This window comes from Microcella sp., from assembly GCF_025808395.1.
GTDB lineage: Bacteria > Actinomycetota > Actinomycetes > Actinomycetales > Microbacteriaceae > Microcella.
The window spans coordinates 1,752,561-1,766,889 of record NZ_CP075524.1; the positions used below are offsets into that span (position 1 = coordinate 1,752,561).

Annotated in this window: 13 protein-coding genes and 1 tRNA gene; 2 read left to right on the forward strand and 12 right to left on the reverse strand. The window is 68.0% G+C overall.

Annotated features, from left to right (window positions below):
* Nucleotides 1–17: 17 nt before the first annotated feature.
* From KIT89_RS08475 to KIT89_RS08495, 5 genes are all read right to left on the reverse strand, one after another.
* A complete protein-coding gene (locus tag KIT89_RS08475; protein ID WP_297600262.1) occupies nucleotides 18–1,028 on the reverse strand; it encodes a sugar phosphate isomerase/epimerase in 1,011 nt (336 codons plus the stop codon).
* A gap of 27 nt (nucleotides 1,029–1,055) precedes the next feature.
* The gene (locus KIT89_RS08480) at nucleotides 1,056–2,138 is read right to left on the reverse strand and encodes a Gfo/Idh/MocA family oxidoreductase (RefSeq protein ID WP_297600264.1); all 1,083 of its coding nucleotides are present in this window, start codon (nucleotides 2,136–2,138) and stop codon (nucleotides 1,056–1,058) included.
* Nucleotides 2,139–2,147: 9 nt separating this feature from the next.
* The gene (locus tag KIT89_RS08485; RefSeq protein WP_297600268.1) at nucleotides 2,148–3,260 is read right to left on the reverse strand and encodes a Gfo/Idh/MocA family oxidoreductase; all 1,113 of its coding nucleotides are present in this window, start codon (nucleotides 3,258–3,260) and stop codon (nucleotides 2,148–2,150) included.
* Nucleotides 3,260–4,003, reverse strand: a complete 744-nt coding sequence (locus KIT89_RS08490) for a sugar phosphate isomerase/epimerase (protein WP_297600271.1) — start codon at nucleotides 4,001–4,003, stop codon at nucleotides 3,260–3,262. The genes KIT89_RS08485 and KIT89_RS08490 overlap by 1 nt, the downstream gene beginning before the upstream one ends.
* 80 nt (nucleotides 4,004–4,083) lie before the next feature.
* On the reverse strand, nucleotides 4,084–4,764 hold the full coding sequence (locus tag KIT89_RS08495; protein WP_297600274.1) for a Pr6Pr family membrane protein: 681 nt from the start codon (nucleotides 4,762–4,764) through the stop codon (nucleotides 4,084–4,086).
* 132 nt (nucleotides 4,765–4,896) lie between these two features.
* Here KIT89_RS08495 and KIT89_RS08500 point away from each other — a divergent pair, with 132 nt between their 5' ends.
* Nucleotides 4,897–5,862, forward strand: a complete 966-nt coding sequence (locus tag KIT89_RS08500; RefSeq protein WP_367275864.1) for an NADP-dependent oxidoreductase — start codon at nucleotides 4,897–4,899, stop codon at nucleotides 5,860–5,862.
* 6 nt (nucleotides 5,863–5,868) lie between these two features.
* Here KIT89_RS08500 and KIT89_RS08505 read toward each other — a convergent pair whose 3' ends face one another.
* The 6 genes from KIT89_RS08505 to KIT89_RS08530 form a co-directional block, all read right to left on the reverse strand.
* Nucleotides 5,869–6,441 (reverse strand): N-acetyltransferase, encoded by a 573-nt coding sequence (locus KIT89_RS08505; protein ID WP_297600276.1) that lies wholly within the window; start codon nucleotides 6,439–6,441, stop codon nucleotides 5,869–5,871.
* Between the two features lie 74 nt (nucleotides 6,442–6,515).
* The gene (gene rplA / locus KIT89_RS08510) at nucleotides 6,516–7,205 is read right to left on the reverse strand and encodes a 50S ribosomal protein L1 (RefSeq protein ID WP_297600279.1); all 690 of its coding nucleotides are present in this window, start codon (nucleotides 7,203–7,205) and stop codon (nucleotides 6,516–6,518) included.
* Between the two features lie 175 nt (nucleotides 7,206–7,380).
* Nucleotides 7,381–7,809, reverse strand: coding sequence for a 50S ribosomal protein L11 (gene rplK / locus KIT89_RS08515; RefSeq protein ID WP_297600282.1), 429 nt, complete (start codon nucleotides 7,807–7,809; stop codon nucleotides 7,381–7,383).
* A gap of 87 nt (nucleotides 7,810–7,896) precedes the next feature.
* On the reverse strand, nucleotides 7,897–8,835 hold the full coding sequence (gene nusG, locus KIT89_RS08520) for a transcription termination/antitermination protein NusG (protein WP_297600285.1): 939 nt from the start codon (nucleotides 8,833–8,835) through the stop codon (nucleotides 7,897–7,899).
* Between the two features lie 47 nt (nucleotides 8,836–8,882).
* Nucleotides 8,883–9,170 carry a preprotein translocase subunit SecE gene (secE, locus tag KIT89_RS08525; protein WP_297600288.1) on the reverse strand — a complete coding sequence of 96 codons (288 nt, stop codon included), beginning with the start codon at nucleotides 9,168–9,170 and terminating at the stop codon, nucleotides 8,883–8,885.
* A gap of 112 nt (nucleotides 9,171–9,282) precedes the next feature.
* Nucleotides 9,283–9,355, reverse strand: a tRNA-Trp gene (locus KIT89_RS08530).
* Nucleotides 9,356–9,510: 155 nt separating this feature from the next.
* Between KIT89_RS08530 and KIT89_RS08535 the strand changes: the two genes are divergently transcribed.
* The gene (locus tag KIT89_RS08535) at nucleotides 9,511–10,713 is read left to right on the forward strand and encodes a pyridoxal phosphate-dependent aminotransferase (protein ID WP_297600291.1); all 1,203 of its coding nucleotides are present in this window, start codon (nucleotides 9,511–9,513) and stop codon (nucleotides 10,711–10,713) included.
* Nucleotides 10,714–10,793: 80 nt separating this feature from the next.
* Here KIT89_RS08535 and KIT89_RS08540 read toward each other — a convergent pair whose 3' ends face one another.
* The gene (locus KIT89_RS08540) at nucleotides 10,794–14,048 is read right to left on the reverse strand and encodes a DUF11 domain-containing protein (protein ID WP_297600293.1); all 3,255 of its coding nucleotides are present in this window, start codon (nucleotides 14,046–14,048) and stop codon (nucleotides 10,794–10,796) included.
* Between the last annotated feature and the right edge of the window lie 281 nt (nucleotides 14,049–14,329).

The window sequence follows — 14,329 nt, forward strand, 5'->3', positions numbered from 1 at the left end:
CGGCTCGGCCGGTCGCACTAGTCCTGGTTCGAGAACGCGGCGTCGAACGACTGCTCGGGCAGATCCCAGAGCAGCGACCGCACGAACTGCACCGCCTCGGCGGCGCCGTGCAGCCTGCTCATGCCCGCGTCTTCCCACTCGATCGAGATGGGGCCGGCGTAGCCGATCGACTTCAATGCACGAAACGAGTCTTCCCACGGCACGTCGCCGTGGCCGGTCGAGACGAAGTCCCAACCGCGCTTCGGGTCGCCCCACGACAGGTGCGACCCCATGACGCCGGCGCGGCCGTACTGCGGCCGCACGCGCGTGTCTTTGCAGTCGACGTGGTAGATGCGGTCGGCGAAGTCGACGATGAAGCCCACCGGGTCGATGTTCTGCCACATCATGTGCGACGGGTCCCAGTTGAAGCCGAACGCCTCGCGGTGGTCGATCGCCTCGAGCGTGCGCACGCTCGTCCAGTAGTCGTAGGCGATCTCGCCGGGGTGCACTTCGTGGGCGAAGCGCACGCCCTCGCTGTCGAACACGTCGAGAATCGGGTTCCAGCGTCGAGCGAAGTCGTCATAGCCGCCGTCGATCACGCTCGCCGGCACGGGCGGGAACATCGCGACGTACGGCCAGATGCTCGATCCGGTGAAGCCCACGACCGTGTCGACTCCGAGCCGCCGCGCCGCGCGCGCCGCGAACTGCAGCTCGGTGGCGGCGCGCTGCCGCACCCCCTCGGCGTCGCCGTCGCCCCACACGCGGCTCGACAGAATCGCCTGGTGCCTGAAGTCGATCGGGTCGTCGCAGACCGCCTGCCCCGCCAGGTGGTGCGAGATGGCGTAGACCTTCAGGTTGTGCTTCTCGAGAATGTCGAGGCGGCCCTGCAGGTAGGCGTCGTCTTCGACTGCGCGCTGCACGTCGAGGTGCTCGCCCGAGGCTGCGATCTCGAGGCCGTCGTAGCCCCACTCGCTCGCGAGCTTCGCGACCTCTTCGAGCGTCAGGTCGGCCCACTGGCCGGTGAACAGGGTGACGGGGTGCGTGGCCATGATGACTCCTTCGTCGAGGTGCGGGGTTTAGAGGTCGACCCAGCCGCCGGTGCGGGCCGAGGTGAGAACAGCGTCGGTGATGCGGGCGGCACGCACGCCGTCGGCGAAGACCGGCAGGCCGCCGGGCGCGACTCCGCGCACCGCCGCATAGGTGTCGGCGGCGAACGCCGTGAAGGCATCCTGGTAGCCGAGCGGATGCCCGGGCGGCAGCACGGCGAGGCGCGCAGCATCGGCGTGCAGCTCGTCATTGTTGCGCAGGTGCGCGCGACTGCCCGTGCGCGAGCCGACCCAGAGCTCTTCGGGCCGCTCTTGCTCGAACCGCAACGACTCTGCCGCACCGTGCACTTCGAGCATGAGAGCGTTCTTGCGCCCGGGCGCCACTTGCGACACGAGCAGGCTGACGACGGCACCGCTCGACGTCTGGGCGAGCACGCCGACGAGGTCTTCGGTGCTGACCGGCCCCGTCGATGCCCGCTCGGCGAACACCGTGCTGGTCACCGCCTGCAGGCGGGCGAGTCGCTCGCCCGTGACGAACTCGAGCAGGTCGCAGACGTGCGACCCGATGTCGGCGAACGCACGCGACTCGCCGCCCGCGTCGGTCGAGACGCGCCAGTTGTCGTCGTCGGCCGCGAGCAGCCAGTCTTGCAGGTAGGCCCCCTGCACGCTGAACAGCCGCCCGACCTGCCCCGTCGCGATGCGCGCACGCGCCTCGCGCACCATGGGGTGAAAGCGGTAGACGAAGGGCACGGTCGCCACGACGCCCGCCGCCGTCGCCCGCTGCTCGAGGTCGACCGCGTCGTCGACGGTGGTCGCGAGCGGCTTCTCGGTGACGACGTGCTTGCCAGCGGCGATGGCACGCACGGTCAAGTCGTGGTGGGTGGCGTTCGGCGTGACGATGTGCACGACGTCGACGCTCGCGTCGGCGAGCAGAGCATCCACGTCATCGAAGGCGCGGTCGGCGCCGATGCGCTCGGCGGCCGCGCGCGAGCGTTCGGCGGTCGAGCTCGTCACGCCGATGATGCGCGCGCCGGCAGCGCGGGCTGCTCGGCTGTGCACATCGGCCATGAATCCGCCGCCGATGAAGGCGACACCCAGGGTCGAATCGGTCATGATGGCTTCCTACAGCGTCTGCTCGGTCGGGTTCCAGGTCTCGGGCAGCGCGGGCGGTATCGGCACCGTACTGGTGATGTCGACGGCGGCGCCATCGGTCTCGGCCGACAGCTGCGTCGACACCATGATGTCGAGCACGTGGAAGGCGAATTCGCCCGAAGCCCGCTCGGGCCGCCCGGCGCGGATGGCGCGGGCCAGTTCGACAACCCCGGCACCGCGCGAGAACGTCGAGCCGGTGGCGGGCACCACTTCGGCCTCAGACTCGTCGAACATGCCGTCGCGCCAGATGCGCAGCTCGCCGTCGAACATGTTCGGGTCGGGCAGGCTCAGGGTGCCTTCGGTTCCGGCGATCTCGACGACGCCCACGCGGGGTCGGCTCGACTGAAAGCTGAAGGTGCTCTGCGCGGTGGCGCCGCCTTCGAAGTCGATGAGCGCCGACACATGAGTGGGCACTTCGACGGCAAACGACTCGCCCTGGCGCGGCCCCGAGGCGATGATGCGGGATGCTCGCGCTTGCGACCCGCGGGCGGCGACCCGCGCCGCGGGGCCTAAAAGCTGCACGAGGGTCGAGAGGTAGTACGGGCCCATGTCGAACAGCGGCCCTGCACCGCGTGCATACAGAAAGTCGGGGTTGGGGTGCCAAGCCTCGGGGCCAGACACCTGGAAGGCCGTGAACGCCGTCAGCGGCGTGCCGATCGCGCCAGACTCGAGCAGCCGCCGGCCGGTCTGCACGCCCGCGCCGAGCACGGTGTCGGGGGCGCACGCCACGCGCAGGCCCACCCGATGCGCCTCATCGAGCAGGGCCTGCCCGCTCTCGAGGTCGAGCGCGAAGGGCTTCTCGCTCCAGACGTGCTTGCCGGCGGCCAGGGCGTCGAGCGCCACCGGCACGTGGGCGGCAGGAATCGTCAGGTTGACGACGATCTCGATGTCGTCGCGCGCGAGTAGCTCGCTCACCGTGCCGCTCGAGGGCACACCGTAGGCGGCGGCCTGGGCTGCGGCCCGCGCCGGGTCGAGGTCGGCGACCATGAGCACGGCGAGGTCAGCGGCGGTGACGAGGTTCTCGAGGTACTGGTTGCTGATGACGCCTGCGCCGATGACGCCGACGCCGACGGGGCCCGACATCACTGCACTCCGAGGGTGCGCACGTAGGCGACGCTCGCGGCGATGCCGTCGAAGATGTCGCCGGCGTATGCGTCGAATTCGATCACGGGGCGAGCCGTCGGTGCCGCAGCGAGCACCTCGGCGATGGCCATGACTCCCTGACCGGCCGGTTGCTGGGCGCTCGTCTCCATCGTGGCGGGGCCGTCTTTGACGTGGATGGCGACGACGCGCTCACCGAGTCGACTGAGCAGCGCCACGGGGTCGACGCCCCCGACCGCGCTCCAGTAGGTGTCGACCTCGAGCACGACCTCGTCGCCGACGAGGTCGGCGAACACTTCGAGCGCCGGCGTGCCGTCGATGCGCTGCTCGAGCTCCCACCAGTGATTGTGGTAGCCGACGCGTAGACCGTGGTCGGCGGCGGCGCGGGCCACGTCGGTGAGTGCGCGAGCGGTCTCGGCGATCGCCTCGCGGGTGCTCCAGGCCTCGTCGCGCACGTAGGGGTCGATGAGCGTCTCGACTCCGAGCCGCTTCGCCGCCGCGAAGGCCTCGTCGTGGCGGCCATCGAGCAGGCTGACGTGGCTCGTGGGTGCCGTGAGCGAGGCAGCGCGCAGGGCCGGCTCGAGGCTGTCGACGGCGTCGGTGAGCCCGAACGGCTCGACGGCGGTGAACCCGATCTCAGCCAATCGCGCGAGCGTCGCTTCGGGGTCGGCCGCGAGTGCGTCGCGCACGGTGTACAACTGCACAGAGACAGGGGGACGGGTCACAGCAGTGCTCCTCAGAGGTGGTCGATGGTGGCCTGCACCACTCTAGGCGCGGTCGGTGCGCCCTTCAACATAGGTATGATCTATTCGCTCCTGGCGCCCCGTTGCCCGACGCTCGTGCGCGAGAGGCGAATGACGCCTGCCCCCGTCAACCCGATGACGGCAGCGATCAGAATGACGTAGAACGCCACAGACAAGTAGCCGTTGGCCGAGAGATCGGGGTTCAAGAACGGGTAGGGGTACCACGCGCCACCCGTGACCGAATCGAACGTCAACGGCCCCCGCACGAGCGTGTAGACGGCCCACACCATGGGGAAGGCGATGATCGTGCCGATGTGCTTCCACTCGAGGCGGTGCCGCCCGGGGGCGAAGATCCAGTCGGCGAGCACATAGAGCGGCCCCCACAGATGCAAGATCTCATTCGACCACTCGAGGGTCGCCCCCTGCGGCAGCTCGATGCCGCGCAGCAGCAGGTTGTAGACGATGCCCGTCGTGACCATGAACGTCGTGACGACGGCTCGCAGCACCGAGAACCACATCGGACTCTGCTTCATGAGCGTGAGCCCCACGGCCATCACGAGCACCACGGTCGCGGCGACGTTCGACTCGATCGTGAAGAAACTGAAGAAGTTCGTCAACCTGAAGCCTATGTCGGTGAGCCCCTGCGACTGCCAGAAGGCGAGCGAGGTGACGATCTGACCGACGACGGCCGCGCCGATGGCGAGGACGGCCACGATGCGCAGCACCACGAACACAGCAGTCATGAGTCGGCCTTTCAGCGATGAGGGCGGTGAGAGCAATGCTATTGCTCCCACCTCTTCTCGCCACCGTGACGCCGCGTTAACACGATCGACCATCGCGTCGTGTTCACTAGACGCAGCAGGGAGGAGCCCGCGATGACGACGATGCGCGCGATGGTGGCAACAGGGGCCGGGGGGCCCGAAGTGATCGAATCGGCCGACTGGCCGCGTCCGGTTCGGGCGGGAGCCGAAGCACTCGTGCGCGTGCTCGCCTCGAGCATGAACCCGATCGATGCGAAGACTCGGGCGGGGCGGGGGGCCGCGGCGGCCATCCGGTCATACCCGGTCGTGCTCGGGCACGATCTGGCCGGCATCATCGAAGAAGCGCCGTACGAGGCGCACGCGCTGCAGCCCGGTCGAGCCGTCTACGGCATGACGCTCGTGCCGCGCTACGACGGCACGCACGCCGAGTTCGCCTCAGTGCCCGAGATGTTTCTCGCGCCCAAGCCTGCGAGCCTGAGCTTCACCGAAGCCGCCTGCGTGCCGCTCGCCGCCCTCACCGCCTGGGGCATGGTGGTCGACGTCGCCCGCGCCCACGAGGGCCAGCGCATGCTCATCCATGCTGGGGCCGGCGGGGTCGGCCACTTCGCGGTGCAGCTCGCCGCCTACTTCGGGGCGACCGTCACGGCGACGTGCTCGACCCGCAACGTCTCGTTCGTGCGCGAGCTCGGCGCCGCGCGCGTCATCGACTACACCGCCACACGGTTCGACGACGAGGTGAGCGACCACGATGTCGTGATCGACCTCATCGGCAATGTGCACGACGACACCGCCACACGGTCGCTGCGCACCCTGCGCCCCGGCGGGCTCATCGTCAACGCCCCGACCGGCAGTTGGCCGACCATGCACGACGAAGCCGCCGCCGCCGGAGTGCGCGCCACCTCGTACAAGCTCTCGCCGAGCGGCGCGACACTGGCCGTGCTCACGCGCATGATCGACGCTGGCGACCTGCGCGTGCACGTCGACCGGGTGTTTGCGCTCGACCAGGTCGCCGACGCCCACCGGTTCATCGACGAGGGCCGCACGCGCGGCAAGATCGCCATCGAGGTCGCCCGCGAGTAGCGCCGCTCACTCGAGCAGGCGCTCGCGCACGAAGTCGTCCTCGATGACCTCGCCGACGAGAAAGCCCTTGCGGCCGACGACGTCGAAACCCGCCTTCTCGTAGAACCGGTTGGCCCGTGCATTGTGGATGTTCACGCCGAGCCACACGCTCACCGCACCCTGCACGGCCGCAGACTGCAGCGCGTGCTCGACGAGCGCCGAGGCGACACCGCCGCCGTGCTGAGCCGGATGCACGTAGAGCTTGCTCAGCTCAGCCGTGGGGCGGCCCTGCACGGCGCGGGCGACGTCGGGGTCGCTCGGCTCGCCGTGCACGAGCATCGCGTAGCCGATGAGGCTCGTGGGCTCGGTGCCGCCCGGGCTCGACTCGGCTCGTCGCTCGGCGACGAGCACGAGGCGCTGCGGGTCGGCGAGGTACGACCCGAAGGCTGCGCGGCTCAAGTGCTGCTCGATGAACGCGGCCTTCGCCGACTCGGTCGTCGACGGCGGGCACGCGAGCGGAAACGTCAGCGCAGCGAGGGCGTGCAGCACCCCGGCCTCACCCTGCGCGGCAGGCCGCACCGCGAACGTCTCGTCGAGCATCCCCCCATTCTGCCCTCATCACACAACGCAGAAGGCCCCGCCGAAGCGGGGCCCTCCACGGTGAAACCCGTGAACTAGATGACGTTGACGTCGAGCGGAATGCCGGGGCCGAACGTCGTCGACACCGAACCCTTCTGCAGGTAGCGACCCTTCGAGCTCGACGGCTTGAGCCGCATGACCTCGTCAAGCGCCGCCTTGAGGTTCTCGCTCAGCTGCTCTTGCGTGAACGCCGTCTTGCCGACGATGAAGTGCACGTTGGCGTGCTTGTCGACGCGAAACTCGATCTTGCCGCCCTTGATGTCGGTGACAGCCTTGGCGACGTCGGGGGTGACGGTGCCGGTCTTCGGGTTGGGCATGAGGCCGCGGGGGCCCAGCACCTTGCCGAGTCGCCCGACCTGGCCCATGAGCTCGGGGGTCGAGACTGCCGAGTCGAACGCGGTGTAGCCGCCCGCGACCTTCTCGATGAGTTCGGCGCCGCCGACCTCGTCGGCTCCGGCGGCGATCGCTGCCTCGGCCGCGGGGCCGGTCGCGAACACGATGACGCGGGCAGTCTTGCCCGTGCCGTGCGGCAGGTTGACGGTGCCGCGCACCATCTGGTCTGCCTTGCGGGGGTCGACGCCGAGCTTCAGCGCGACCTCGACGGTCGAATTGGTGTTCTTCGAGCCGGTCTCTTTCGCCACCGCCACCGCCTCGTCGGGGGTGTAGTACTTGCCGGGCTCGATCTTCTCGGCCGCGGCCCGGTAGGCCTTCGACTTCTGTGCCATGTTGTGTCTCCTAGTAGTGAGTTCGCGGTTGACGAGCCTGGCTGGCTCTCCCGCTGTGTGTGTGTTCTGTTGTTGGGCGCCCAGTGAGCGGGCGCAGTCGCGCTCGATGTCGACGCCCACGACCCGTGGTGACGAGTTGCTGTCACGCCATCACTGGTCGAATAGCGACATGTCGCTATTCGACAGTGATGCCCATGCTCCGCGCCGTGCCCGCGATGATCTTCTCGGCCGCCTCGATGTCGTTGGCGTTGAGGTCGACCTGCTTGGCCTCGGCGATGCTGCGCACCTGCTCTTTGGTGAGCTTGGCGACCTTGACGGTGTGCGGGGTCGACGACCCCTTCTGCACTCCGGCAGCCTTCTTGATGAGCTCGGCGGCGGGCGGAGTCTTCAAGATGAACGTGAACGAACGGTCTTCGTACACGGTGATCTCGACCGGAATGACGTTGCCGCGCTGCGACTCGGTCGCGGCGTTGTACGCCTTGCAGAACTCCATGATGTTGACGCCGTGCTGACCGAGCGCCGGCCCGATGGGCGGGGCAGGGTTGGCGGCGCCGGCCTGAATCTGCAGCTTGATCAGACCCGTGACCTTCTTCTTCGGTGCCATATTCTTCTTCTTTCGTGTCGAGCAGCATCCAGGTGGATGCTGCGCTCCCGCCTGCGTGCCCTGTGCACGCCGCGGTGATCTCTGGTGTTACAGCTTGGTGACCTGGTCGAAGCTGAGCTCGACCGGGGTCTCGCGCTCGAAGAGCGAGACGAGCACGATGAGCTTGCCGCTCTCGGGCTTGATTTCGTTGATCGTTCCGGGCAGGCCGGCGAACGAGCCCTCTTTGATGGTGATGGTCTCGCCGACCTCGAAGTCGATCTCGGCCGGAATGACGCGAGCGGTGAGCCCGCTGCCCTTCGCGGCGCCCGCCTTGGCCGGAGCCTCGGCGATCTGCACGGTCGACTTCAGCATCTGAAACGCCTCGTCGAACCGCAGCGGGGTCGGGTTGTGGGCGTTGCCCACGAAGCCCGTCACTCCGGGAGTGTGGCGCACGACCGACCAGCTGTCTTCGTTGAGGTCCATGCGCACGAGCACGTAGCTCGGAATCCGCACGCGGGTGACGAGCTTGCGCTGCCCGTTCTTGATCTCGACGACGTCTTCCATCGGAACCTGCACCTCGAAGATGCTGTCTTCCATGTTCATCGAGACCTTGCGGTTCTCGATGTTCTGCTTGACGCGCTTCTCGAAGCCGGCGTACGAGTGCACGACGTACCACTTGCCGGCCTTCATGCGCAGTTCGAGCTTGAACTCTTCGTAGGGGTCGACGTCGACCTCTGCCTCGTCGTCGTCGCCCGACTCGTCGTGCGTCGCCTCGGCGGCGGCCTCGGCCTCGTCGGCAGAGTCGATGTCGAGGGCGTCGTCGACGACGGCGTCGGCCTCAGGGTCGACGGCCGCTTCGAGCGCGTCGAGCAGGCCTTCGAGGTCGGGCTCGGCGTTCTCGTCGACGACGTGCATCGCGCGGTGCTCGGCAGCGTCTGCCGAGTGCAGTTCGGCGTCGAGCACGTTGCCCTCTTGCGCCTCGTCTTCTTCAGACGACTGCTCTGCGGCAGTCGCGAGGTCGAGGTCGCTGGGCAGCTTCTCAGTCACTATCTCTCTTTTCGTTGCAATGCGGGGCGTGAGGTTCGGTGTGCGGCCTACTGGCCGAGCAACGCCGACCCGTCGCCGAAGACGAACGACACGACCCAGCCGAACACGATGTCGAGGCCCGAGACGATCGCCATCATGATGATCACGAAGACCAGCACGACGAGCGAGTAGGTGATGAGCTCGCGCCGGGTGGGGGTGACCACCTTGCTGAGCTCGTTGAGCACCTGGCGAATGAACAGGGCGAAACGACCGAAGGGTCCGCGCTTCTCGGCGCGATCACGCTTCGCCTTGGCGACGACGTCTTCGCCGCCCTGGTCGTCGATCACACTGCTCACGTGTTGCTCTACCTTCGTCGCTCGCACTGGGTGGTTCGGGTGGGTGGTGCACACCGCCGTTCTCGGCGCTCGCTCTCGAACTGCGAGAGTGAGCGCCGAGCCAGCGACTGTGCAGGGCGGACAGGACTCGAACCTGCAACCTGCGGTTTTGGAGACCGCTGCTCTACCAATTGAGCCACCGCCCTCTGCGGTGAGGTGCCGATCGCGGGCATGCCGAAGCATGGCAGAGATCAACTACCGGTCTCCAGTGTAGGCGACACCGGATGCTCTGCAAATCGAGAGTCGAGCATCCACTCGCTCGTTCTGTGCTCGTCACCCCGCGCGCTCTAGAGTTGAGAGCGTGACCGCCGACTCTGCACGCATCGCCCGCCGCATCGCCGCCATCAGCGAATCGGCGACGTTGAAGGTCGACGCGAAGGCGAAGGCGTTGAAGGCTGCCGGGCGCCCCGTCATCAGCTACGCGGCGGGCGAACCCGACTTCGCCACCCCCGAGCACATCGTCGAAGCGGCCGCGGCCGCGGCCCACGACCCCCGCAACCACCGCTACACACCCGCCGCCGGCCTGCCCGAGCTGCGCGAGGCCGTCGCCGAGAAGACGAAACGCGACAGCGGGCTCGACGTCCCGGCGAGCCGCGTCATCATCACCAACGGCGGCAAGCAGGCGGTGTTCCAGTCGTTCGCGACGATCGTCGACGAGGGCGACGAGGTGCTGCTGCCCGCCCCGTACTGGACGACGTATCCCGAAGTCGTGAGGCTGGCCGGAGGGGTGCCGGTCGAGGTGTTCGCCGGCGCCGACCAGAACTACCTCGTGACCGTCGAGCAGCTCGAAGCGACCCGCACCCCGCGCACAAAGATGCTGCTCTTCGTGAGCCCCTCGAACCCGACCGGCTCGGTCTACAGCGCCGAGCAGACGCGCGCGATCGGCGAGTGGGCGCTCGAGCACGGCATCTGGGTCATCACCGACGAGATCTACCAGTCGCTCACCTACGACGGCGAGCGCGCGGTGTCGATCGTCGAGGCGGTGCCCGAGCTGGCCGAGCAGTGCATCTTGGTCAACGGCGTCGCCAAGACGTATGCGATGACGGGCTGGCGCGTGGGGTGGATGGTCGGCCCGGCCGACGTCATCGCTGCCGCCTCGAACCTGCAGTCTCACCTGTCGAGCAACGTCGCCAACGTGTCGCAGCGCGCGGCGCTCGCCGCCCTGACCGGGCCGCAGGATGCCGTCGAGCTGATGAGAGCGGCCTTCGATCGGCGGCGTCGCGTGGCCGTCGCCGAGCTCAACCGCATCGCCGGCATGGTGACGCCCACACCCACGGGAGCGTTCTACGTCTACCCCGACGTCACCGGGCTGCTGCACCGAGAGTGGAAGGGCGTGACGCCCACGACCTCACTCGAGCTCGCCGACCTCATTCTCGAGCACGCCGAAGTGGCGGCCGTGCCCGGTGAGGCGTTCGGCCCGAGCGGCTATCTGCGCTTCAGCTATGCGCTCGGCGACGACGACCTGCTCGAGGGCATCCAGCGGCTGCAGGCGATCTTCGCCTGAGTCTCGGCGCGGCCGGCGCCACGGGGGCCGCCCGGCGCACTGCTGCAGGGGGCAGGTGCAGGGCGCCGGGCGGAGTCAGATCACGGGCGTGAGGCAAGCCGCCTCATGAGCAACAGTGCCAACCCGAGTGCGAGCAGGGTTGCCGCGATGGCAGCCCAGGGCAGCCACTCTGCCGGGCCGGTGCTGCCGAGCTCGCCCGGGTTGTACGGCACCTCGGTCGGCGCGCACGCCACGAGGGGGTCGTCGGTGCACGCGCTCTCGACGATCGGCGGCGAGTAGCCCGCGGGGTTCACGAGCGTTGCCCGGTTCACGAGTTCGTCGCTGCCCTGAATGACGTTGACGGTGGCCACCACGGTGAAGACGACCGAATCGTCTCGGTCGAGGGAGGGCACCTGCCACGTGATGACGCGCGTCGTGGGGTCGTAGGTGCCGCCACCGTCGGCCGAGACGAACGTGAGCCCGCTCGGCAACTGGTCGTCGACAGTGGTGGCGACGCTCGCGACGGTGCCCACATTGGTCACGGTGATCTCGTAGGTGAGCGTGTCACCCGGCCGTGCCTCGTCGTGATCGACGGTCTTGTGCAGCGAGAAGCGCTCGTCTGAGCCAGTGATGCCGACTCGAGGCGACTCGGTGGGCAGCAGCGCGAGCCCTCCCGTCGTCTGAGCGAAGGCGGCGACGGTGTTCCACGCCACCATGTCTTTGTCGATCGACGGAATCGCGGTGAAGAACGAGACACTGAACCCCTCACCCGTCTGGTAGCTCTCAGTCGAGACGTATCGCAGCGCATGCACGTTCTCGAGACCGCCGACCGCGTCAGGGTCGGTGCTCCAGTCGTCGTCGCACGCACCCTGCGCCGGATAGACCTCTGCGCGACACGGGTTCTGCGAGGCCGAGTACGACACCGTCACGCCGTCGGGCGCCTCGACCGGGGCACTCACGATGGGCCTGAACTCGCTGCCGCGAGCCTCGCCCGCCTGGTCGCCGCTGATGCCCGTGTCGCCGATGTGCGGCAGCACGTCGTAGACCACGACCCCATTGAGGGTCGGGGCGCCCGTGTTGGTCCACGTGATGCCGAAGACGGCAGTGCCATCGTCGAGAGCAACATGACCGAGGTTCGGAAACCCTTGCGGCGAATCATCGCGGTCACCCTGCACGTTCTTAGTGAGCGCGAACTGACCGCTCGTCGACGTGACGGTGCGCATCTCTGCGTGCGCCTCGCAGTGGCGGGGCGTCGTCGATTCGTCTCCTCGAAGCAGGTCGGGGTCGTCAGACTGGTAGTCGCCGGCGAAGCACTGACCGGCGAGCGTCGCACTGTCGTAGAACGACTGCGCGCGGTTCAGATAGATGCCCGGTTCTGACGGCTTCGTCACGACGAAGCTATCGACGACGAAGGTGAATCGCCCAGCTTGTGCGGGCAACTGATCGACTCGCACGGTGATGCGCACGAGCTGCTGGCCGTCGACTGCGTCGTCGATGACGTCGACGTCGAGCTCGTTAGCCGCAATCTGGACGGCAGGAGAGCCTGCGGGGCGAATCTCGATGCCGATGGTCTCGGGGTCGTCGACGAGCAGTGAGCCCACTGGCAGCAGGTCGGTGATGATGAACGCTGCCGAGGGCACACCAGGTGTCAGCAGCGTGGCCGTGAGGTCGACGCGCGCCTGCGTGCCCGTCGCGCCACCCACGTTCGTCATCGACTTCGCGATGCCGATCTGCGGGGTGTCGAGAATGAAGATGTCGGCGTTGGGCGAGTTCTGCGTGCGTACCGCAGTGGCGCCGTCACGCAAGAACCACTCGATGCTCGCCTGGTTCTGCAGCACGTCGCCGTCGGTCAGCGAGTCGTCGGCGAAGCCGTCGATGCGAATGTTGTCAGCACGGCGCCACTCTTGGCTCGCGTCGGTGGGAATCACGACCACGGCGACCTGCCCGAGTGAGCTCGTCGGAATCGTCCAGGTCGACCACTGCGCTGCTGTCGTGTCGAGCACCATGGCATGCTCGTCGCCGCTCGTGTCGATGAAGCGGGGCGCGTAGGCGGCGTCGGGCGCAGCGCCCGACCAGTCGATGCGAACGCCGAGCACGTGGAACGCGGGCTCGGCGCAGATGCCGGTGTCGACGGGCCGATAGACGACTCCGGTCTTGTTGCTCAAGCACGGCACGGGGTCGGTGATCTCATAGCGGTGCTCTTCGTATTGAATGCGCGGGGTCAACCGGTAGCTCGCGGGGTTGCCCTCGCCCATCGATGCGGGGCGCGCACTGTTGTCACCGTTGGGCAGCCAGCGGCCGGGGTACGTGGCGCGGAAGTCGGGTGATGCATCGTCTGAGCGGTTCAGAGGTGCGCTCGAGGTCTTGCCCAGCGAGGTCGTGCCCGTGATCGGGTCGTCGTTCTCGCCGAGGGCGATGATGGTGCGGCTCGCGTCGCGCGTCGACTCGTCACCGCCGCCGAGCGGCACCGCGGTCACCGTCACCGTGTTCACCACCTGGTCGTAGGGGGTGACGGGCTCGCCGTCGACCGCGCCCATCGTCGCGGTGACGGTCTGGGTCGCCGAGGCGGCGTCGGGGGCGGTTCCGCCGCACGCGGTCGGCACCGCTTCGGGTGTCGGGTATGTCCAGGTGATGGTGCGCTCTGCCGGGTTCCACACTCCGTCGCCCGAGGCCGCGGCGAAGTCGAGGCCTTCGGGCAGCGTGTCGACGATCGTCATCGCCGAGGCGTAGAGCGAACCGTGCGGCTTGCTCGACGGGCACGTGGCCGTGATGGTGTAGGTGATCGTCTCGCCTTCGGCATAGAAGGTTCGATCGCTGGTCTTGGCGGCGGTGAGCGGCACGGTTGCCGTCGCGGTGCCGACCGCGGCCGCAGGGGCGATGCTGCCGTCGGTGTCGGGGTCGTCAGTGATGATGGTGGGGCGCAACGACCAGCTGGTGCCGTCTGGGGTCACGAGGTTCGGCGGCGTCACCGTGAGCACGATGCTCTGCGAGGTGCCGGTGGCGATCGTGTCGGCGAGAACGATGACGAGCTCGTCTGCCACGACCGACCAGCTCTGCACGAAACCGGCGGGGCCCCCCGTGACGGCGAACGCCCACGCGGTCATGTCCCACGGGTCACCGTTCGAGGTCGCGTCGAGCGGAATCACGATGCTCGTGCCGTTGCAGCTCGGGTCATTGGCTCCCGCGCACGCCATGTTGATCTGGTAGGTGAAGGTGGCCCCCGATGGCTGGGTCGTGGCATTCGAGGCTTGGATGCTCACCGTCGTCGATGCGACAGCGTGAGCCGCACTGGCTCCGGCAAGCGCGGTGCCCACTCCGAGCAGCAGTGCGATAGCAGCCGAGAGGGCTCGACGCACGGCGCTCCTCGAGTGGTGTTTCTGGGCAGAATCGAGCGGGGCAGCAGGGGTTGGCATCGAGAGCGTCCTCGTCAGTTGAGCATGGCGGAGTCAGAGAGCACACGAATGCGCTCACCTACCTACATGCGAAACTCGCCCGGATATGACGCGAACTCTCGAGATTCGGTCGTCACCGACTTTTTTGCTCGTTCGGCGTCATAATCAGGCCTGAAGTCGCGTGTCAGTATTGAAGGGCGTCCGTCGGCTCAGGCTGGCGACGACAGGCTGAAGCACGCGGGGGG